At 36.9% G+C, this 22,481-nt stretch carries 21 protein-coding genes; 3 read left to right on the top strand and 18 right to left on the bottom strand.

From position 1 onward, the window contains the following. Window position 1: 1 nt before the first annotated feature. The 4 genes from DBX25_RS06430 to DBX25_RS06445 all read right to left on the bottom strand — a co-directional run bounded on the left by DBX25_RS06430 (window position 2) and on the right by DBX25_RS06445 (window position 1,745). Window positions 2-433, bottom strand: a complete 432-nt coding sequence (locus tag DBX25_RS06430) for a VOC family protein (RefSeq protein WP_108669962.1) — start codon at window positions 431-433, stop codon at window positions 2-4. Window positions 434-451: 18 nt separating this feature from the next. Further along, window positions 452-931, bottom strand: coding sequence for a GyrI-like domain-containing protein (locus tag DBX25_RS06435; RefSeq protein ID WP_108669963.1), 480 nt, complete (start codon window positions 929-931; stop codon window positions 452-454). A gap of 72 nt (window positions 932-1,003) precedes the next feature. Then, complete coding sequence (locus tag DBX25_RS06440) at window positions 1,004-1,330, bottom strand: ArsR/SmtB family transcription factor (RefSeq protein ID WP_240620189.1); 327 nt, start codon at window positions 1,328-1,330, stop codon at window positions 1,004-1,006. Between the two features lies 1 nt (window position 1,331). Next, on the bottom strand, window positions 1,332-1,745 hold the full coding sequence (locus DBX25_RS06445) for an SRPBCC family protein (protein ID WP_108669965.1): 414 nt from the start codon (window positions 1,743-1,745) through the stop codon (window positions 1,332-1,334). A gap of 239 nt (window positions 1,746-1,984) precedes the next feature. Here DBX25_RS06445 and DBX25_RS06450 point away from each other — a divergent pair, with 239 nt between their 5' ends. Both DBX25_RS06450 and DBX25_RS06455 read left to right on the top strand, forming a co-directional pair. Beyond that, the gene (locus DBX25_RS06450; protein ID WP_108670134.1) at window positions 1,985-3,232 is read left to right on the top strand and encodes a sensor histidine kinase; all 1,248 of its coding nucleotides are present in this window, start codon (window positions 1,985-1,987) and stop codon (window positions 3,230-3,232) included. 74 nt (window positions 3,233-3,306) lie between these two features. Continuing rightward, window positions 3,307-3,738 (top strand): cell wall hydrolase, encoded by a 432-nt coding sequence (locus tag DBX25_RS06455; protein ID WP_108669966.1) that lies wholly within the window; start codon window positions 3,307-3,309, stop codon window positions 3,736-3,738. A 37-nt stretch (window positions 3,739-3,775) separates the two neighbouring features. Here the strand turns inward: DBX25_RS06455 and DBX25_RS06460 are convergent, their stop codons facing one another. From DBX25_RS06460 to DBX25_RS06510, 11 genes are all read right to left on the bottom strand, one after another. Beyond that, window positions 3,776-5,473 carry an SH3 domain-containing protein gene (locus DBX25_RS06460; protein ID WP_108669967.1) on the bottom strand — a complete coding sequence of 566 codons (1,698 nt, stop codon included), beginning with the start codon at window positions 5,471-5,473 and terminating at the stop codon, window positions 3,776-3,778. Between the two features lie 145 nt (window positions 5,474-5,618). Then, window positions 5,619-8,033, bottom strand: a complete 2,415-nt coding sequence (locus DBX25_RS06465) for an immune inhibitor A domain-containing protein (RefSeq protein ID WP_108669968.1) — start codon at window positions 8,031-8,033, stop codon at window positions 5,619-5,621. 181 nt (window positions 8,034-8,214) lie between these two features. Next, window positions 8,215-8,406 (bottom strand): hypothetical protein, encoded by a 192-nt coding sequence (locus DBX25_RS06470; protein WP_108669969.1) that lies wholly within the window; start codon window positions 8,404-8,406, stop codon window positions 8,215-8,217. A 139-nt stretch (window positions 8,407-8,545) separates the two neighbouring features. Beyond that, window positions 8,546-9,955, bottom strand: a complete 1,410-nt coding sequence (locus DBX25_RS06475) for a sigma-54 interaction domain-containing protein (RefSeq protein ID WP_108669970.1) — start codon at window positions 9,953-9,955, stop codon at window positions 8,546-8,548. Between the two features lie 134 nt (window positions 9,956-10,089). After that, window positions 10,090-10,875: a 3-hydroxybutyrate dehydrogenase gene (locus tag DBX25_RS06480; RefSeq protein ID WP_108669971.1), complete on the bottom strand. Its 786-nt coding sequence runs from the start codon at window positions 10,873-10,875 to the stop codon at window positions 10,090-10,092. A gap of 36 nt (window positions 10,876-10,911) precedes the next feature. Continuing rightward, window positions 10,912-12,354 (bottom strand): GntP family permease, encoded by a 1,443-nt coding sequence (locus DBX25_RS06485; RefSeq protein ID WP_108669972.1) that lies wholly within the window; start codon window positions 12,352-12,354, stop codon window positions 10,912-10,914. 464 nt (window positions 12,355-12,818) lie between these two features. Further along, window positions 12,819-13,304 (bottom strand): STAS domain-containing protein, encoded by a 486-nt coding sequence (locus tag DBX25_RS06490; protein ID WP_108669973.1) that lies wholly within the window; start codon window positions 13,302-13,304, stop codon window positions 12,819-12,821. Window positions 13,305-13,388: 84 nt separating this feature from the next. Then, window positions 13,389-13,661, bottom strand: coding sequence for a hypothetical protein (locus tag DBX25_RS06495; protein ID WP_108669974.1), 273 nt, complete (start codon window positions 13,659-13,661; stop codon window positions 13,389-13,391). Between the two features lie 146 nt (window positions 13,662-13,807). Next, window positions 13,808-15,370, bottom strand: coding sequence for a DUF262 domain-containing protein (locus DBX25_RS06500; protein WP_108669975.1), 1,563 nt, complete (start codon window positions 15,368-15,370; stop codon window positions 13,808-13,810). Window positions 15,371-15,567: 197 nt separating this feature from the next. Then, window positions 15,568-17,988, bottom strand: a complete 2,421-nt coding sequence (locus DBX25_RS06505) for a DEAD/DEAH box helicase family protein (protein WP_108669976.1) — start codon at window positions 17,986-17,988, stop codon at window positions 15,568-15,570. After that, a complete protein-coding gene (locus DBX25_RS06510) occupies window positions 17,981-18,307 on the bottom strand; it encodes a nucleoside triphosphate pyrophosphohydrolase (protein WP_108669977.1) in 327 nt (108 codons plus the stop codon). Before DBX25_RS06510 ends, DBX25_RS06505 begins: the two co-directional genes overlap by 8 nt. Window positions 18,308-18,602: 295 nt before the next feature. On the opposite strand from DBX25_RS06510, the gene DBX25_RS06515 reads away from it, so the two are divergent. Beyond that, on the top strand, window positions 18,603-19,490 hold the full coding sequence (locus DBX25_RS06515) for a hypothetical protein (protein ID WP_157950895.1): 888 nt from the start codon (window positions 18,603-18,605) through the stop codon (window positions 19,488-19,490). A gap of 128 nt (window positions 19,491-19,618) precedes the next feature. Here DBX25_RS06515 and DBX25_RS06520 read toward each other — a convergent pair whose 3' ends face one another. The 3 genes from DBX25_RS06520 to DBX25_RS06530 form a co-directional block, all read right to left on the bottom strand. Beyond that, entirely contained in the window at window positions 19,619-20,200 is a 582-nt protein-coding gene (locus tag DBX25_RS06520; protein ID WP_108669979.1) for a TetR/AcrR family transcriptional regulator, read from the bottom strand. A gap of 6 nt (window positions 20,201-20,206) precedes the next feature. Next, window positions 20,207-21,193 carry an aldo/keto reductase gene (locus tag DBX25_RS06525; RefSeq protein ID WP_108669980.1) on the bottom strand — a complete coding sequence of 329 codons (987 nt, stop codon included), beginning with the start codon at window positions 21,191-21,193 and terminating at the stop codon, window positions 20,207-20,209. A 243-nt stretch (window positions 21,194-21,436) separates the two neighbouring features. Further along, window positions 21,437-22,468 (bottom strand): aldo/keto reductase, encoded by a 1,032-nt coding sequence (locus tag DBX25_RS06530; protein WP_108669981.1) that lies wholly within the window; start codon window positions 22,466-22,468, stop codon window positions 21,437-21,439. Between the last annotated feature and the right edge of the window lie 13 nt (window positions 22,469-22,481).

A 22,481-nucleotide genomic window follows, 5' to 3' on the forward strand; every position in this document is an offset into this window, starting at 1 on the left:
GTTAAAAGGAAATCATGGCACCCCGTTCATCAAACACGGCACTTGGATTCCAAGCAACCTCCCAAAGATTATTCTCAGGGTCACTAAAGTAGGCTGTTCTGCCTCCCCAGAATGCGTCGCTTGGTTCACGCAAAATTTTGCCCCCTAACTCCCTAATATTTGTGATTGTAGAATCAACCAGTTCTGGTTCTTCCACATTGATTGCGAACGTGACACCACGATATGTATCAGGAGAAAGACTAAATTCAACACCTGCATCCTTCGCCAATTCCTCTATCGGAAAAATGGATAGCATTACTCCAGCTGTTTTGAAAGCTGCATAAGTATCTGAACTAAATTCAGTTTCTTCCCATCCTAATTTTTTATAAAAAGTTCGTAGTAATGGTAAATCAAAAGCTCCAATAGTTAATAAACTGACTCTTTGTGGAACCATCAATAGCGCCTCCCCATTCTATTTTTGTCTTACCGGTATCCAAACTTCGCTCTTATAGTCTTCATCACTAGGATTACCAGGATAATAGATTTCAAGCTCAGGTCCAATAGCATGTTCATAACCAGATGTAGGGAACCACTCTGTATAAATATTATGCCATACTTTTTGAATCGCATCAGGTAGTGGCCCAATTGATTCAAAAATTGCCCAAGTCGAAGCTGGTACTTCCCTTTCCTCTAAGTTAAGAGAAGAGTTCCCTTCTGTTTTTTCCGCTGCAATCATATAGGTGAATTCCCCAGATTCCATTTTAAAATCCATGCAGGCTCCTAATACACCTAACGCTCCAGCAGTAGAAGTTAGGTTTTGACAAAATCCATTTTCGAAGGATTCGTTCCAGAACTTTGGAATACGTTTATTTTGTTCACCATTAGTAGTCGTAACTCGAATTCCTTTTCCCACAATAATAAATGATTCTTTTTCTTCGATTCTAACTTGCATCCCTAAATCCCTCCCAAAAAAACTTTAAATAAAAAAAGACCACTTAAGGTCTTAATATTCTTCAAAATTCAACTATTTACCTTCCTCTACGTAATGCTGAAGCATAGAAAGTTTATTGTCCCAAAACCGTTCATAATAAGCTAGCCATTGTTTCAATTCATTCAATGGTTCATAGTGCAATTGATAAATTTTTTCTCTGCCGACCTTTTTTCCACTGACAAGCTTTGCTTCACTGAGAATATGAAGATGCTTAGCAACTGCGGTACGGGATATAGGGAAATGTGAAGTTATTTCTGAAATAGGCAATTCTTTGATTGAAAGAAGTCGAAGTACTTCCCTCCGGGTAGGGTCAGCAATAGCTTGAAATACATCATGCCTTTGTGCTGATGTAGATGCCAATTTATTCAACAACCTTTCGTAATTTATCCACGATTCCTGTCCAACCATAATCCATTTTATCTCGAACATCTGAGCTCTTAACATTTGCTTTTGGAAGGATTTCCTCAGGATGTTTCCAACCACCGTGAATCAGGGTGAACTCTGTTTTCCCTTCTACTTCCTTCAGGTTAAACGTTACAAACCAACCTTCAGTATCCCAAGTAAATTCTAGTCGATTTGGAGGATCGACCGCTATCACTTTACATGGAGATGGACCAAAAGGGGATTGCAAATGAAACTCGTGCCCTTCTATCGGTTGAAAATCATTTGGCATAAACCATTCTGCAATTGCTTCAGAGGTTGAAACAGCATTCCATACTTTTTCTATAGGCGCATTAAAAATAACAGTCTTTTTAATATCTGATAGTTTTTCCATTATGAAGTCTCCTACAAAAATGAATTAAATGAAACCAATTAGTTTCATATAAAAATCATATAACACCTAATGGTTTCATGTCAACACTCCCCCAATTTAATCGACAATATTCGGGGCGTGACAGGCACGCCCAAGGGAAATTTGTGGAAATTAGGTGAATAAAGAAGGTAATTTGAACCATTTAGCGAAATGTTAATTACAGAGAAAAATTGTCCTTTTTTGTGGGGGTTTGGGTGGGTATGTTTAACCAAGTTGGTCCAGTTTTATTTCACATTTTAGTCGTATTATTTCCTATTTTGATCTACCACTTATATTTTTCCGAAACGAAAATTAGAAGAAAAAAGCCATATTCAAAACTGATTATCATTCTACTCATGATTTTGATGCTAACTATGTCATTCCCAGTAGAATACGCCAAAGGTTTTATGTATGACTTCAGGGTCATTCCAATCATTATCGCTTTTGTATACGGTGGAACGATGCCAGGCCTCCTGTTGATCGTAGTTCTTTTAGTTTTTAGGTTTAGCATTGGAGGACCAGGTTTTTATGTAACATTGCTGAATTATTCAATCATCACAGTGATTCTTTCATTTGTCGTTCGAAAATACGACAAAGTACAGGTAGCAACAAAAGTGAGGATTGTCAGTCTTGTCTATTGGTTCATTGCACTTACTAGAGGCATCACACTTGTCAAAATGAATCAAATCGATCAACTCCCATTTATGTTAACTTTCTCAATGATTACTTGGATCACATTAGTGATGGTGGTGTTCCTCATTGAAAACGTGAACGAACAACAGGCGATCCGCCAAGAACTACAACGAGCAGATAAATTGAATGTCATCAGTCAACTGGCTGCTTCAGTGGCACATGAAGTACGGAATCCTATGACGTCTGTGAGAGGATTTTTACAATTAATGAATGATGACAGCAATTTGCTACCCTCTCAGAAAAACTACATTCGAATTGCACTCAATGAACTTGATCACGCTCAATCTATTATTAATGATTATCTTTCCTTGGCAAAACCACATACAGAAGGACTAACCTGGATAAATGTCTCAGAAGAATTAAAGAACATAATCGAGCTAATGAGCTCTTATTCTAATATACAAAACATCAGTATTCAGTCTTCCCTGGAAGATGCACTATTCGTTAAAGGAAATAAAGCCGAAATCAAGCAAGTATTAGTCAATATTATGAAGAATGGGATCGAAGCGATGGAAGCTGGTGGAGCCATAACGGTGAATGCCTTTGAAAAAGAAAACACCATATGTATAGAAGTGAAAGATAACGGGAAAGGCATGACAAAAACACAGCTGAAACAGTTGGGAACTCCATTTTATTCTACGAAAGAAAAAGGGACCGGTGTTGGCCTGACCATATCGTATCAAATCATTCAATCAATGAAAGGGACCATTTTGGTAAGTAGTGAAATCGGAAAAGGAACTACTTTTACCATTCAAATACCAAAAAGTGTTGCATAAATTTTTCTGATCAGTTGTCCATCATGTCATCACTATTGCCTAAAAGTAATAAGATATTAAATGGAGGTGACATCATGGCAGTTGTAAAGCATACATCAGCAGATATTAACCTTTTAGCTAGATTGCTTAGAGCAGAAGCTGAAGGTGAAGGTGAAAGAGGGATGATGCTTGTTGGAAACGTGGGGATTAATCGTATACGAGCCAATTGCTCAGATTTTAAAAACTTGCGAACAATCCCACAAATGATTTATCAACCTCATGCATTTGAAGCTGTGCAAAAAGGATACTTCTATCAACGGGCTAGAGAAAGTGAAAGAAGGTTAGCTCGTCGAGCAGTCAAAGGTGAAAGACAATGGCCTGCAAAATTCTCATTATGGTATTTTAGGCCACCAGCAGATTGCCCACAAACTTGGTATAATCAACCTCTCGTTGGCCGCTACAAATTACACTGTTTTTACCAGCCAACTGGAAAAGAATGTGATAACATTTATAATACTTTTGCATAAAAGGAAAAGGACCTTCATTACGTAAGGTCCTTTGTTTTTAATATAAATTAACCGAAGCAATATAGCCTTGCTTTCCATTTGGTAATTTGACTAAATACCAAGAGAAGAAATTAGCTAGTCCTACGTCTTCCACACGCTTCACTATTTGAATCTTTGTTCCTGCTAGAAGCTCTGTAGGAGTTCCACTAGTCGAAGGCGCTGTTCTGAACCTAGCCTTCTTCTTAAGAACAAGCTGTGTCCCTTCTTTATGCATCTGAGATGACATAGTGGAAGACTTGGTCACATAGTTTATCTTTTCTGTAAAGGACGGCCAACCGTCAATATTATTCACCTTTAGCTCAGTAGATGTAATGAAAGACGGTGTGACACCAACGTAGTCCTCGATATTTTTATACACTTTTTCTTGGTAAACTTTTTCTTTCGCGTTCGGATTGGATGGGTCATTAAAGTTAGATAAACCATTATAAGCCCAAAGTGCAAAGTACCAATCCTCCAAAACAAGTTTGTTCTGTTTATTAATGAGTGGGTACAATTTTCCCGCCTTATTCCATTTTTCCAACAAAACGGATAATCCCGCATCAATATTGGCATGTAAGTCATATTTTACAAAATCCCAATCAAACGAATTATCTTTTTCTGACATAGGAGTGACCTGCATAATCCCAAATCCACCATCGAGGCTTTTGAAAACCTCTCCATTCGCTTGAAATTGCGTCATTTTAGCATTCTCAGTTAAAACAATTCCCTTGACAATTTCAGGTGGAATGCCTTTTTCTATTGCTTTTTGAGTAAGTAAATCTTTTAATTCCTTTGGCTGAATCACTAGCTTTGACATAATAGTTTTCAGGCGGTTTTGTAAAATAACTCTCTCAGTAGGAACGAATAGATTACTAGAGATGGTGGTAGTTATTTCTTGAAAAAGGCTTGGTACAACTGGACTAGATTTCCGAGGCTGTACCTCTGAATCTAGGTTTCTTAGTTTCGATTCGAATTCAAGAATTTGTAGGAGGCTACCTGAGACTAACTCTAACGGAATTCTATTTTCAACAGCTATAATTTTGCCACTAAGTTCTTTTTTCAAAGCTGCCTGTGTTACAGATGAATACTGTATGACCATTGCTTTATAAGTTTTCGCAAGGTCCTCAGAATCAGTAAGTGGGTTCAACTGCATATTCAATTGATTGACGAGTGAATTTGCTTGAACGACTGGAGCTAGTTTCTGGACAGTAGCTTGAGCAGGTTTTAAATAATAGTTTGTAAGATTCGTGCGAGATGCAGCAGGCGTCACCTTCTCAAATATAGAAACGTTTATAAGTTCCTTTGTTAAGGTATTATAAGCTGTAACTGCGTTGACAACGGTAGTAGCTTGATCTCCTTTATTTCTGATCACAGAGATCGTTTCCCCTCGTTTAATAGCATTACTAAAATTTGTTCCAATAGTGATATTTTGAGCTATGGCATTTAGCCTTTTTGAAAAAGTCTGTTTTTGCTTAGCTGGTAGCTTACCGACAGTACCCTTTGCAACTTTTAGCTTCGCGTTAGCGTTAGCTATCTGTTTATCTGGACTAACAGGCTTCCCTTTTCCGCTATAGACACTAACTGCCCTCAATGCGTTTCCAGCAACCTCTGCATCCTTCACCGCTTTTTCTGCGTTGATTGCAGCAAAAGAACTTCCTGGGAATAGCAAAACAATCATCAGATTTAACAATAGTATGATGCTAATATGTTTTTTCAACTCTAGTTCTCCTTCGAATCATTTTATCTAGTAATCTTATTAAATTTTTTATGTATAGTTATATATTCCCAATATCATAACATATTCCCCTTCATTTCGAACACAAAAAATCGGGGCGTGCCTGTCACGCCCCGATTTTTGTCGATTACTTATAGAGTACGATTGATCCTACTGTTTTATCTTTGGATTGCCCGTTTACTCGAATTTTTAGTCCATATTTGCCTAGGTTACGGCCTGCGTCTGGCATGAATGTATTGTTATAGTTGTTGCTGTCGTTAAAGAGTGATACTGCCTCTTGGCTTGTTAATGATAGCGTTTGTGTAGGGTATACCAAATCCATGCCTGTTGTTGGATTCAAACCAAACGCCGCATCTGCGATATGATAACGAGATGAAGCTTCAACCGGTGCACCATCTAATACATTCCACTTCAAGCTTGATCCTAAGTGCGCATCTACGACACCAAGGTAGCCATCACCAGGATGTTCTCCTGTCCAGTTATTTGTATAGCTGTCATCTACATACCAAACGATTAATCCACCATCATAGCTCATCAGGGATTGACCACGCTTAATGTTCTTAAGACCTTCGTCAACACCTTGATGGTTACGCCATTCTAGTAAATAGTAATGGTCAGTAAGCTTGTTTCCATCCATTTTCTTGAATCCATCTAATCCAAATGAGGAAGTTTCACCTTCAGCTCCATCTTCTAATACAGTCTTTCCATCTGCTACCACTTTTATGTTGTCTGCAAAGAAACCAACATGTGCTGTTCCCCAATCGGTTGCATAGCGTAATCGAAGATCGATTTTCTTTCCTGCATAAGCGGATAAATCAAAAGATTGAGCTTGCCACCCATCTGATTTCCCTGTAAAACCAGGCATTGAATTCAAAATAGTTGGATAGCCTTCAGGAACCACATCGGAACGTGTATCGCTGTTACCTAGTGACTTCCACGTGTTTCCACCATCTTCAGATACTTGTACAAATGCGAAATCCCATTGCTCTTCAATGTCATACCAAGCATCGAATGATAGTGTTGCAGATGTTTTTGTACTTGTTAAATCAACAGAAGTTACCATACTGCTATCCAGCTCATCTGCCTCGCCGCCCCAATATTCATAGCTTCCTGCTGCTGGCACGTTTACAGGGGTTTTCTTCTTCGGAAGATTTACTCTAACCGCTTGATTATTTTTACCTAGAGGTGAATTGGCTTGATCCAATAAGAATTGAACTCCTTTTGTGGATACATCTTCCCAGTTCACAACAGCGGGAGTCGTCCATTTTCCACCAAGTGTCGATTGTAAGTATTGTTTAGCCCATGGTGAAAAACCTGTTGGTTCAGTACCTGGCACTTTACCAGCCCAAGAACCACTAGCCATGATAGACCAATAACCTACTGCTTCACCTGTACCAGAATAAATCGTATCGTATTCATCCGGTAACCCTAAGTCATGACCATACTCATGTGCGAAAACTCCAGTCGCTCCGTCCTCTGGCATCATCGTATAATCGTAGAAGCCTGGTAAGCCTTTACCTAGCCCATCTTCATCATGGAATTTTGCTGAACGATGTGACCAGATCGCGTTATCCCCTAAGGAACCACCACCTGCTTCTTGTCCCATACCAGCATGAATAATTTGTAGGTGATCGACTAAACCATCAGACTCCCAATAGTTCCCATCACCATCTAAATCATGTGGATCCTCCAAATCATAATCTTGTAGAGGAACACCAGCAGCTTTTGCAGCTTTATATGTATCAACTACTAACTGTTTAGAACCTCCTGGCGTAACATTGTCATGGCCGCCACCTTCTCTATCAGCACCATAAAATTCAGCTGAACCTGGAACCTGTAACCAGCCATATGCTTGTCCTTCAATCGTATACGTTCCACCCGATTGCTCTTCATAAAATTGCTTTTGTGAAACAAAGTTTTCCCCGTTAGGACCGGTTACACCATCATCACCATAAATCATGTCTTGGAAATGCTCTGTATTATAATCCTTATAATAATTATCCGTTTCACCCGGCTGAATGCTATTGTGCTTATAATTATCGAACTCTACCATCAGAGTCAAAACTTTCCCTTTTTTATTAATACCAGGAGATTGTCCTTCACTGACTGGATCGGGATTCCCTTTAAGGTGTCCGTTTTTTTGGCCATTACCTTTTAAAAGACCGTTAGTGAAGTCCTTAGCTTTTTTCTGTTTCGCTGACTCAGCCGCCTTAACCTTAGCGGCAAGAGGATCGTGACCCTTAGTGGAAACTTGTTTCCCTTTCACATCAAGATAGTTTTTGAGAAAGTTTTGCTTTTGAGCCTCTGAAGCATCTTTTGAAAGAAGTCCTCTATTAATAAATGACTCTATTAATTTTTCATCATTAATAATCGCTAAATCTAGCGAACCATGATAATGAGCAGAATGCTTTTCATGAACATTCGTTTCTGCTTTTCTTAAGATATCTCCATCTTTAAATGAAGTATATGTTCCCGGAAAACCTGCGAATAATGAGCCTGCAAGCACAACGGAAGATAGACTAGTTTTTATGAACTTATTCAAATGTTTCCCTCTTTTCCAAATATTTCGGCCGTAGAAACATAATATTCCGAATATTCAAAAATAACAAGGGTACATAGTCACTTCCGGAAATTGTAATTCTCCCTTGGAATTAGGTAATTAGTAGAATTTAGGGCTAATTTAATAGGTAAAAAGAAACAACCAATATCCTACCTTAAATCTTTTATTTTCGAACATTTGATATTGAATCTTTCCCTTTTAAAAATCGCCAAAGTGTCGTAATGGAAGCTATTAATGGAATGAACGCAGAGACAATGGATGTTGCCGGCATAGTTGAATCAAAAGAAGAAACCTGGTAAATCCCTAATACTGAGAAGAATAATGACAACAGCAACCAAATATAATTTTTTTTCATTTTTCATCACCCTTAAAAGAAAATTTTACCATAATACATTTTACCAAAATGGAAAAAAAACAAATAGAAGAGTAATCAAAAACGACACTGAACATTAAGTATTCAGTGTTGTTTTAACTTTTCTATATAAAACTCGCTCTTATTGAATATTATATATTTTGCATTTCTCATAGAATCTTGTTTTCCCTATTTGCAATATTTTTGCAGCCTCCTGTTTGTTCCCCTTGGCTGTTGCAAGAGCTTGCAGGATCGCTTGCTTTTCGACTTGTGCAAGCGTTTCCTTTAATGGTTGTACCAACGTTTGACTAGGTGCCATTGCACTTCTATTTATCGATTCTATGGACTGATCATTATTTTTATCATGATCCCGAAGATAGAGAGGGAGATGAGTTAATTCAATCCGTTTTCCATCAAGTACATTAATCGCTCTTTCTAACACATTTTCCAATTCACGTATATTTCCAGGCCAAGTATAATGAACAAGACATTCAATTACTTCCTCCGACAGTAATGTTCCATGACGGTAAAACTTTTTTTCTAACTTCTTCAAAAGTCCATTCGCTATTGATTGAATATCTTCCTTACGATTTCTTAGAGGTGGAATCTCGATTTTGATTACGTTGAGGCGATAATATAAGTCCTTACGGAACTTCCCTTCCTCCACCATCTTTTCTAAATCTCTATGTGTAGCCGCAATCACCCTTACATCTACTGGAATTGAGGTTTGCCCCCCAACACGTTGGATTTCTTTTTCCTGCAATACGCGTAGAAGTTTACTTTGCATGGAAAGTGGCATATCACCTACTTCATCTAGAAAAATCGTCCCATAATTAGCAATTTGAAACTGTCCCTTTTTCCCACCCTTTTTTGCACCAGTGAAAGCACCATCTTCATACCCAAACAATTCGGATTCTAATAAATGCTCTGGGATAGATGCACAGTTTATGGGAACAAACGGAAAAGTGGCTCTCGTACTATTGTCATGGATAGCATGAGCAAACAATTCTTTTCCAGTACCTGATTCACCAAGTAACAATACAGCAGACTGACTTCCAGAAATTCTTTCCGCTAAACTCTTTGCCAATTGAAAGTCTTTACTTTTTCCAACCAAATCTTTAAAGCTATACTTACTCTTTAATTCTTTTTCATATTTTGTTTTATAGTATTTCAGCTCTTCCAAGAGAGGTTCAATTTTTCTTTGGTAATCCCACCAATCTTCAGGTGTTCTAAACATTACCGTTCCAACTGCCCCCACTAATTCCCCATCTACTATAAGAGGAAAACGATTAGCAATCATTTCACTACCATTAATGGACTGCACTGAAGCTGGTTCTGCCTGGCCTGTCGTAGCGACTATATGCATTCTTGTATTTTCGATAACGTCCTTAACATGACGTCCCATTGCTTGTTCCACAATTGTTCCTAAGAACTCACAATAGGTTGAATTGATATAAATTATGATTCCATTACGATCGACAATAACAATCCGTTCTGCTGTTAGATTAATAATTTCCTGTAGCCATTTATAAGGGATGTTATCAATTCCCATGTTTATCATCCTATGCACCTTTGCTAAATGTATTTGCAATTATTATAACAGATGAAATATTAAGAGTTAGAAATTTCAAATAATTACCTATAAAAGAACCCTATTTGCAAATAACAAATAGGGTTTTGGTATATTTATTGAACTGTATATCCACCGTCTAAAACCACTGCTTGTCCAGTAACTCCTCTTGCTTTTTCACTTGCCAAGAAAACGGCATAATCTGCAATTTCAGAAACAGATAGAAGTCGTTTTTGAGGAACCAGTGGATAAATGACGTCCTCTAAAACTCTTTCAAGCGGAACGTTTCTTGTTGTTGCTAGATCTTTCAACTGATTTCGAACGAGCGCAGTATCGACATAGCCCGGACACAATGCATTAACAGTGATTCCGTGCTGGGCTCCTTCTAAAGCAGCAACCTTCGTTAACCCGATGACTCCATGCTTGGCACTATTATAGGCCGCTTTTCCAGCAAAACCGACTAGGCCATTAATAGAAGCGATATTAATGACTCTACCAAACCCTTGCTTTTTCATCATTGGGAATACATGCTTAATTCCTACAAATGGTGCTGTAAGCATAACTTTGACCAACAGTTCAAATTTTTCTGTAGGAAAATCTTCTAATGGTGACACATATTGAAGTCCTGCATTATTTACTAGAATATCAACACTACCAAAGGTTTTATAAGCAAGCTCTAGACTATTTTTAAATGCAGCCTCGTCCGTTACATCACAGGTCGTTGCCAATGCTTCGAATCCATCTTCAATTAACTTTGAAGCTGCTAGCTCACTATTTTCTTTGTTCATATCGGAAATAACAACCTTTGCTCCCTCTAAAGCAAATGTTTTCGCAATCTCCAATCCAATCCCACTTGCCGCTCCAGTAATAAAGGCTGTTTTTCCTTCAAGTAGCTTATCCATTTCTATTCCCCCCTTGATTTAATAAAAAAACATTCATTAAACAAGTCCAAATAGCGTATACAATGCAATGATAAAGAAAACTGCTACAGTCTTGATGATCGTGATTGCGAAAATATCTCGATAAGATTGCTTATGTGTTAACCCAGTAACGGCTAACAATGTGATAACTGCTCCGTTATGAGGAAGTGTATCCATACCACCAGATGCCATTGAGATAACGCGGTGCATAACTTCTGGTGGAATATTAGCAGCTGCAATTGCTTTATTATACGTTTCAGCCATTGCACTCAACGCAATCCCCATCCCACCAGAGGCAGAACCCGTAATACCAGCAAGGGTCGTCGTTGTAACAGCTCCATTTACTAACGGATTTGTGAAAGTACCAGAAATACCATTGCTGATTACAGCAAAGCCAGGAAGAGCTGCAATCACACCACCAAATCCGTATTCAGCGGCGGTATTCATAGTTGCTAATAATGAACCACCAATACTAGTATTGATTCCTTCTTTAAAGTTTTGCATAACTCGATTCCAGTCAAATAATAAAGTTGCAACAATACCGATTATTAACGCTAATTCAACAGCCCAAATTCCTTTAACGGTTGCAACATCGACTACACCAAGAGCATCCATCCCTATTTTTGTAAAGTCAAAACCATTTGGATACCAAATAGGTATGTATGTAACAAACACTTTATTCATAACTCCCACTAGAATTAGAGGAACAAATGCTAGAATTTGACGGCCAAGAGATTGTTTTGTTGATAAATCAGCAATAGGCTCATCTTTTTCTTCTAATTTCTGCGCCTCCGCAGCTGCAGCGGTTTCAGAGCCAAATCCAAAATAGCCTTCTCCTGCTCTTTCCGCTTTTTTACGACGGGATTCCAAATAGAAAAGACCAATAAGTAGGACGAAAACTCCACCTAATACCCCTAAAATAGGCGCAGCATATATATCGGTTTTAAAGAACGAAGTTGGTATAACGTTTTGAATTTGAGGTGTACCAGGAAGTGCATCCATTGTAAACGTAAAGGCACCTAATGCAATGGTTCCAGGAATAAGCCTTTTAGGAATATTGGCTTGTCTAAAAAGTTGAGCCGCAAACGGATAGATCGCAAATACTGCTACGAACAAACTCACACCACTATAAGTTAAAATCGCTCCTAATAAGACGATTGCAAGAATTGCTCTTTTTGCTCCAATTGAGCGGACAATCGTTTTCGCAATAGATTCAGCAAGACCAGACATTTCTACCACTTTCCCAAAAATAGCCCCTAGTAAAAAGACCGGGAAGTAGTTCTTAATAAAACCCACCATTTTCTCCATGAATATACTAGAGAAAAACGGCATGACATAACTAGGTTCCGTTAATAAAACAGCAAAAAGTGCACAAATAGGCGCAAATAAAATGACAGAAAATCCTCTGTAAGCAACAAACATTAAAAGTCCGAGCGCCAACAAAATCACTATTAAATCCATGATAATCCCCCTTGTGAAATTCTTTTCTCCCTATCCCCTTGCAGATCCCCTAAAGTAAGCGTTTACAAAATAAACATGGGCCTCCTTTTCAAAAAATGCTTTCGCTACTATTATTTGTTTTGCAAGTTCCGTGCCAAAACAATTATTAATTCTGAATTATCTAAAAACAAATCAATATCTACTCATTTTTCCTATAAATATATTAATTAGTCTATTCGATAGATTGGATTATCTTTAGAAAGAGAAAGGTGATTCCGTATTTCCGGAAAAACAACAATCTATTTTTTCCGTTTTATCGGAAATTTCCGGTTTTCCGGAAATTCAACTTTAACTTAATTGTCAATTGAATCGCCGTATTTGCATTTCAACTCACTGAAGCCGACAACTCTGCAAATCCAGCCAATGATGATTTTTTTATAAAAAAAACTGGCAATGAAGGATGATCATTACCAGTCGAGGGTGTTTTAAAGTTGCTTGCCATTAATAAATTTTAAGCCTTTTTTCTTCATTAAATACTGCAATCCTGTCCGGAAAGTGGAATGAATAGTAAGCTTACTAGTATCAATATCCGCTTGAATAATTCCTTGTGCAAACTCGGGAGAGAAACCAGTGAAAATAACCTCAACACCCATTAACTCTAGAGAATCCTTCAATTGGTAAATTTTATGACTAAGCACCCTAATCCCATGCTCATCTAAACCTGAAAGGCTAATCCCCGTAAAATCTACCAATACTGTGTCCGCATCCTGAGGCTGTATATTTAACAAAATATTTGTCTGAATAGATGAAAATCTACTATCCGTCATAGCTCCCATTAATGGAATAAGTATTGTATTCGGTATGATTGATGGAATGATAGGAGCCGAAAGTTCATTAATTAACGTTTCATATTGCCTAATTTTCTCTTTTAGTTGCGCATTTTCTTGTTCAAGACTACGTAAGTCGCTCATTCAATGTCCCCCAAAACCCTTAAAATCTTTTGTTGAATTCACTATACTTGATTAACAAGTCTTAAGTCTATTGAAAATGATTCATTACAAGCTTTTTCTACTGAGCCTGTTAACGATTTTAATAATCCACCACAAAATAATAGTAACAACTACAAACGAAACACCCAAATAAAAATAATTCATCTCCACTGTTCGACCAAAAGCTACTTCATTTTGAAGAGAATGTACGGATTCATAATCTTGAGTTACTTTAGGGAAATAGGATTTGGTTTGAACAAAACCTATAAATATTGGGGTGAAGATGTAGATAATATGGATAAACAAAGAACCAATTAATGCGAATATGATTGTTTTCATTGTATTTCCTCTGTTTATTTTAGAATTCGAATATGTTGAAATAAATAAGAAAAAAGTAGATTTATTACTTTTCTCGTAATTTCTACATTATTTGAAGTTTAATTCTTTATACCTATTATATGTCTTATATGTCGGATATTGAAAATTTAAGTCAATAGCAAAACCTTATTAAATTCAGAAGCCAACAGTTCTGCCCTAGCATTTATAAAAGCCTTATAGTCATCATATATTTCTGGAATCAAATGTGAATCGAGCTTATTTTGAGATAACTCAAACTCATCCATATATACATTTGGCGATTTATCTCTTATGATTTCTTGATTTGTATATGCATCTAAAAGAACAATATTGCAAATATGATTAATTTCACTACTATTCACTTTATCTTTTAGAAATGCTTTTGGATAAAAGTGATGATAGTTTTTGCTATTTTTACTTTTGAGATTACTGTTATCCAAAACTACATCGGCCCCTGTATTTAACCTCATTGGACTCTTAGAAGCTAATAAACAAAGGAAAGTTTTATGAAGGGCTTTCTTTGGATCGAAATTCCTTCCCTTTTCTTTAATAAATTCAGGATTAACTATTGGACTATCATATTCAGGTTGTTCACCAGCCATTATTTTCTCTATCTTAATAATATCCTGTGCAATTTTACTAGGTTGACCAGCTGTATATCTTTCAGATAGAGCTGTTTTCCAGAAAAAGTCCTGTAGTAAAGCTTGTGTTTTAATGTTATTAATCATTCCATGATGATAGAAAAAATAAGCTAATGGTACAAGTAAGTAATCATAAGGCAAAATACTTGATACCTTAATTTTCAAATCATTCCTTAAAAAATCTACAGCATAGGCTAATGCATCCATTGCTTTTGGCCAGATTTTTATGAAGTCATCTTTTTGAATGCTATAAATAGCCTTGGATGTACATTCTTTAGTTAAAATTGTAGAGACTGTATATAGAAGCGTATTATGTTTAATAGTATTATATTGGCGTTCTTTTAGCTGACTTAAGAATTCCGCTGCTTGCTCCTCTAGGTCAAATACACCTTCTTTGAAGGTATGAGCAATCATTACTTCAAACGGGTCTAACTTCTTTCCTTCTGTATTTGCTCGCTCGTATGCAAGTGTTGCTTCTTCTAAACTAGCCCCTTCAAGGATAATGGCACCAAAATTGTAAGTCTTTAATCTATCACTATATGTTTGCAATATCGAAAACAATGTCTCATCATATCGAGCTATTACATTGATACTAAATTTATATAATTCACAAACTTTAATAAACTTTCCTTGCTGTAAATCATCAGTAGATGTGTAGACGATTTGATCCATCCCTACAGCATCTAAATTTACATATATCTCAGAAAAATCTTCTTCCTTCTTACCTGTTATCACTTTTAGTCCATTTAGGGCACAATAAAGACTGGTCAAACGCTGTTGACCATCTAATACATAGTCTATCGAATTCAATGGCTGTGGGTTTGGAAAAGAAAAACCACCAATTCCTCTGAGGGTTTTCATTTCATAGTTTGTCCTCCAGATTGTTGCAACTCCTACTGGTAAGCCTCTAAAAATGGAATCTAGTAAGCTCGCAGCTTGTTTTTTCGTCCAAACATATTTCCTTTGAAATTTAGGTATTTTTATTACCCCTTCTTCAATTTTCAAGATGAAATGACTGAATTGGTGTTTGTTTATATCTGTGTGTGTCATAATGTATTCATCGCCTTTTTATCCTAGAATTAATCTATAAAATTATTTAATTGCTATATAATTAGTAGTCTATGAATTATTATACCGTTCAAAAATTAAGAATGGACAATTGTAAATACTGTAAAAACCAAAAAAATGCTAAAGAATCCTAACATGGTAGCTTGATTCTTTAGCATTTTTAACTATAAAAAAGTTGTTTAAATTTCTCTCTTCCCTTTTCTCTCAAAATGATAATGCAACCTATATTCACAAATCTCCCTTGTCCAGTTAAAAAGTAATTGTTCTTCTTCATGATTTACATCTATATTTATATGAAAAGTATCACTTGTAAATGTAATTAAGCCTTTAGAACTCCCACTCCACTTTGTCATAGGCATTGTAGAAATAAGTTTGCTAACACCAGATTCATTGTATTCCCAGAGATTCTTTGCACCTTTATCGGAGAAATCAATCCGTTTTCGATATTCTTTCTCCATTAAATATTGATGAAATAATGGTGCGACTTGTTTAGGTGTGATATCTGTGAACCACTTTCTTGGTCCTCTTTCTAACATTGCGTGAAGTACCACCATCTTGTAACTCTTTGTCATACCAGTTTTTTCGACTTCTTCAAACCAATCTCTATACCGCTCATATACTTCATTTTCATTATCCGATAACTCCTCTGCCCATGAGAGAAAACCTAAATAAGATGAAAATTCCTGTCTATATTGAACTGAATCAGAAGCACCTTTTAAATGGAGTTCTAAATACGTAGGCCTTCTTCCAAGCTCTAACTTTAGATCTATGTAATCATTGTACAATTTATCTTTTCGAGGCTGTTTTTTCTTTCGCATTTCTGAAAGTAGTTGAATAACACGAGTATCCAGATTTAACTCACACAGCTCTGGTACAACTGGTTGAATTCCTCTCTTATTGCCCTGTTCTGTTTTATCAAATAAACTAAGTTTCACATCAGCGTTACGGTAGTTCCCTATTAAATCAATAACGACACAAAAATTTTTCGAATCATGCAAACGTAACCCACGCCCGATTTGTTGGGTAAATACCGTTAATGATTCTGTAGGTCTAACAAAAAGAAGTGTATCTACTTCAGGGATATCTACACCTTCATTAAATAAATCGACAGTAAATATGATTTCTAGTTCACCTTTTGCTAGCTTTTCAATCGACTCTTGTCTGCCAACTTCAAACTGTAGTGAGTGAAGGCTAACTGTTTTAAATCCTTTACTACTAAAATAGGATGATAAAAAATTGGCTTGTCTAATAGATGAACAGAATCCAATTGTCCTCGTTTGCCTTTTATCAAGCCATGCTAGTAAAATGTTTTCAGCCATTTCATCGCGTAATTGAACTTGTAAAAGCTCTTGCTCATCATAACGATTACCAAGCCATGTAATGGAACTATAGTCTGTATCATCATACACTCCAAAATATTTAAAAGGAGCTAACCACTTTCTTTCTATTGCATCGAGGAAATCTAGGCGAAACGCTACATTTCCATCACAGATTGCATACACATCTTTATTGTCATTTCGGTCTGGAATGGCCGTTATTCCTAATAAAAACTTTGGTTTAAAATAATCTAGAACTCTTTGATAAGAATTTGCAGCAGCATGGTGGAATTCATCCACTACAATTAGATCAAATTCTTCTGGATCAAACACCTGTAAATGCTTTTGCAAACTTAGCGTTTGAATGGATGCAAACACAGCATCACCGTCATTTTCTTTTTGCTTACCATTGTAGATCGTGTAATTTTTATCCGGCATAATGTTTTGAAATGACTTTTTTGCCTGGTACAATATTTCTTCCAAATGTGCAATAAACAGAACCCTATTATAGTTCATTGCAAAAAATCCAGCCAAATAGGTTTTTCCCAATCCCGTTGCCATAACAACTAATGCCTTGTTGTATTCTTCTTCCACGGTTTTATTCAGTTCATCGAGTGCTTCTAACTGTGCAAATCTCGGTTGAATCTGTCCATATGATACAGAGGATTCATGAATTACCTCACTGACGGGCATATACTCCTTTTCGGTAGGAAGCATTAAATCCATTTCTTCTGCCTTTGTCCAATTTTGAATGAAGTTTTGGTTTTTTTGATGGTATTCTGTGTAACGTTTCCTATAATCCTCTAGCGTTTCCCTGTTTAACGGAACAGTCCTAATGGAATAAAAGGTGTCTAAAAATTGCTGAACTCCTTCTTCGAATACTTCCCTCTCATCACTGATAGCAACATTCCATTCCACTCCATGATGCAGAGCTGACCTTGATAAGTTAGATGATCCTACAAACAAAGTATCTTGAACTTCATCTTGAAAAAGGTATGCCTTTGGATGAAAAGAAACTCCATTGCTATTCCATAATCGAATCTCAAAATCGGAAGAAATATCAAGAAGCATTTCAAGAGCATCTGGTTGAGTCACAAATAAATAATCACCTGTACAAATTTTAATCTCAGCTCCCCTAAGAGATGCTTTTATCAGCGAATCTCTCAAATACTCCACACCAGACTTCATTACAAAAGAAGTTAAAATACAGATAGAAGAAGCAGATTCAATGTTTTTTATTATGTGACTACCAAGTTGGCTAGTAATCAGCCTAACATTACTCATCTTCAACCTCTATTAAGTAAATTTTTTCTTTGAAGCCACCACGTTTCTCAGCTTTCTGCTGCCGCACTTTTTCTACTTCTTCAATCGAAGATCCATGAAACTCAGCAAAAGCATGAATAATTTCTAGCAAATCCGCTAGCTCCTCTATAGAATCTTCCTTGGTATTCGTCTCTATATACTCATTTAACTCTTCAAAACTCTTAGCTTTTAATTCTCTTATGTATTCTTCGTCATTTAATATTCTTGTTGTAAATTTCTTTCCTGTTTTCGTAATAACATCAGGTATTAAATCACGTACTAATTTGTTATAGATTGGCATTTTTATTCCTCCAAAATAATTTACAATATCTACTAATATGATATATCAAAAGTGAATTATTTGGTTAATAGAAATAGTTTCCTATAAAAACTTTCACCTTACTTTTTTAATTTAATTGTCGGAATCAAATGTTACCCAGTTGTTATTTTCAAATGAATTTTTGATTTTGGAATTACAGAATATAATTAATGTTTTTAAAAAAGTTAATCTTTCCTATAAAAACTCCATGATTTCACCATTCCCCACTGAAAATATTTTCATATGATAGCTATAAAGACGTTTAAGGAGATGAATTATGGATATTCACCATGAAAAATGGGGCTTCCCTTCCGGTTGCACAAAATGTGGGTGCTGGGATTGTTGTTGTCCCGATAAACCAGAGCCACCAAAACCATGTATTAACTGCCCATGTTGTGTACGAGCTATGGCCTTGTTATTAAGACAACTTGCAGGTTCCACAAGTACATTTGATTTTTTTCTAACTACGAATGTTGAATCGGGTTCAGTACAAGGGGTTACAATTGTAAATGTTTTTAATGATACTATAGTAAAGGTCTCCAAGAATGGAACTATTGAAAATATTAATATTTGTGAGATTTCCGCTGTCCAGGACCAAAATAAAGGTCCTATCAATACTAATAATATCCAAATCGCAAATTTAACCCTTACTGATATCGTTCCGGAATTGGAGGATTGCGACTGCTGTGAAGCAGCATTGAAGTTTATTTTTTTAGCTCTTGCTAATATTGTAAATGATAGATTTGTCTTGAACGCAAAAGGAAATATCAATTTTACAAATTCAACTGTAAATAGTACTTCAGATGTGGTAGATGGGGTTGTAAAGATTGTTGGACCAAATAATCAGGCAATTTTAGTTTCACTTTGTCAAGTAACGGAAATAGAAGATCAACAGGCAAATGGAACCATTTCTCAAATAACTCCAGGAGCAGTCGTTCCAGATTTAGAGGGTTGTGATTGTTGTGAAGAGGGATTAAAAAACTTCCTTGATTCTTTAGCAGGAACAGGGGAAACAGCCGACTATTTATTGACCGATGGAAACAAGGTAGAAAACGGAGTAATACCAACTGCAAATGATGTAGTAGATGGTGTAGTTAAGGTACGTGCAGGTCAGAATAGTTCAATACTTTCCATCTGCCAAATAGTTAGAATTGGAGATTTATAGTATAGATTTTTATTAAAGCTATTAAGTACACTATTACACTTGATGAATATACAAGCCACTCTCTATTAACAAAAGGCATTCCGAAATGGAACTCTCGAAATGCCTTTTGTCTGCAATGAAACAAAAACTTATTGCAACATCCCACCCATAATCAAATCCCACACCATCTCAAACTCTTGGTCGATTGTAGCTGACGCCCATTCCTTTGCATGTGCTGGGTGATGAAATTTGGCCGTGGCGATAAAGACTCCCGTTGCTAATTTGATAGCATCTCCTGACTTGAATTCTTCTTTTGCCAATCCTTCTTCTACGATTGGAACGATTTGACCGATTAATTCCTCGATATGTGCAGTGACGGCATCAACGGATTCTTCCACCAGTGTGGTGTACATGGTAAATAGTTCTGGATCTTCTTGAACCTTTGTATGTTTGATGTTAATCAAAGTCTTAACCCATAGTCGCAATCGCTCTGTAGGTGTACATTCTTGTTTAAATACTTTTTCTAAAGGTACGATAATTTCATGTAACCATCTCTTTGCAACGGCTTCTCTCAAGGATGCCTTGCTCGGATAGTGACGGTAAATCGTTCCGTGACTTACATTGAGTGCTCTTGCCACATCGACTACACTCGTTTTTTCTGGGCCAAATCGACGTAGAACTTGCTCTGCTGTGTCTAAGATTGTTTCCTTTGTTAATGGTTGATCAGCCAATTGGTATTATTCAACTCCTAAGATTGCCATTTGATCAGCAGCATATCGAGTACCAGCTACAGCTTCTGCTGGAACAGCTGCTTCAATTCGTTCAATATCTGAAGGGCTAAGTTCAAGGTTCACTGCTGCCAATGCATCCTGTAATTGGGTACGTTTACGTGCTCCAATCAATGGTATCACATCTTCACCACGAGAAAGAACCCAAGCAATCGCTAGTTGTGCGACATTACATTGTTTTTCTTCTGCAATTTCTCTTAAAGCCTCTACAAGAGTTAGGTTTTTATCCAAATTCTCTCCCATGAAACGTGGTGCGAAGGAACGGAAATCTGGTGCTCCTTGACGGTCCTTTGTCCACTTGCCACTTAATAATCCACGTGAAAGGACTCCGTATGCTGAAAGGCTGATGCCTAGTTCACGTAAAGTAGGCAAGATTTCTTTCTCGATTCCACGACTGAACAGTGAATACTCAATTTGTAACCAGCTGATTGGATGAACAGTATGAGCACGACGAACCGTTTCTGCATTCGCTTCTGATAGGCCGATATGTTTTACATATCCCGCCTTCACCATATCCGCAATCGCTCCAACTGTTTCTTCAATAGGTACACTAGGGTCAACTCGAGCTGGTTGGTATAAATCGATATAATCCACTCCCAGACGTTGCAACGTATAAGCTAAATTATTCTTAATAGCTTCTGGACGATTGTTCATGCCAATCCATCCACCACCTGGTGATCTTAACACTCCAGTTTTAACCGCAATAAATGCGTTCTCACGTTTGTTTCCTTGAAGGGCTTCACTTAATAGAAGTTCATTATGACCCACTCCGTAGAAATCTCCTGTATCTAATAAAGTAATTCCTTTTTCTAAAGCCTCATGAATCGTAGCAATGCTTTCTTTACGATCTGCTGCACCGTATAAATCAGACATTCCCATACAACCTAAACCAATAGCAGAAACCGAACCGTTTTGACCAATTTTTCTATGTTCCATAATACAATTCCTCCATTCATTTGATGAATTCATCTTAGCACAGGTCACTAACGAATAACAAGTGACAAATTTTATTTTTTGTCATTTGTTATTTAAAGATAGTTTATAAAGCACATAGATTTACCAACCAATAGATGCATTATTAGCTTAAAATTGACTCTCTTATCATTACTCGTTCATTATTTTGAAAAAAAAATTAAAACCAATGTCTCGAACAAATCGCTCGAGGCATTGATTTTTTATTTATATTCTATGGTTATCGATTTTCTTAAATGTAGTCCCAAATAAAGCATTTCTTACTGGATCAGAAGATAAGAAATCATGTGGGAAACCTAGCTCAATCTGGCTTACTTGTTCTAAGCGTTGAAGGTGTTCATTTGATAATGAGAACTCTAATGCACTAAGATTATCTTTCATTTGTGCTTCTTTTCTTGCACCAACAAGTGGAATGATGACCCCAGATTGTTGGCGTACCCAATTGAGAGCAACTTGAGCAGGCGTTCTACCGATTTCATCCGCGAGATTCAAGACTTCCATAGCGATCTTTTTATTATGTTCATTTAAACGTTTGCTTTCTGGGGCTAATCGCTTCACTTCATCCTTTGTTTCATGTAAGTACTTTCCTGATAAAGCACCCCCAGCTATTGGAGCCCAAGCCGTTACTCCAATATCAAAGGCTTTAGCCATTGGCAATAAATCACGTTCTGGTGCACGTTGTAGTAGACTATATTCCACTTGCAGGCCAATAAATGGTGTCCATCCACGCAGCATGGCTAATGTATTCGCTTGGGATACAATCCAAGCTGGGGTGTCTGAGACTCCTACATATAAAACTTTACCTGCTCGAACTAAATCGTCTAATGCACGCATCACTTCTTCGACAGGTGTCGTAAAATCCCAAGCATGCAGCCATAATAGATCGATATAGTCTGTATTCAATCTTTTAAGACTTCCTTCAACGGTTTGTACAAGATTTTTACGATGATTACCCCCACCATTGGGATCATTTGGGCGAGTAGAGAGCGAATATTTTGTTGCAATGACAAATTGCTCACGATTGCCTTGAATAAATTCCCCAATAAACTTTTCACTCGTTCCATTTGTATAATTGCAGGCTGTATCGATGAAATTGCCACCTGCATCGACAAACTGGGAAAAGATTTTTTTGCTTTCTTCCATTGAAGCCCCGAAACCCCAGTCTTCTCCAAAGGTCATAGTCCCAAGAGCAAGTTCTGAAACTCTTAATCCACTTTTACCAAGTAATTTATATCTCATAATTATCTCCTTC

The organism is Peribacillus acanthi, from assembly GCF_003073175.1.
GTDB lineage: Bacteria > Bacillota > Bacilli > Bacillales > DSM-1321 > Bacillus_BN > Bacillus_BN acanthi.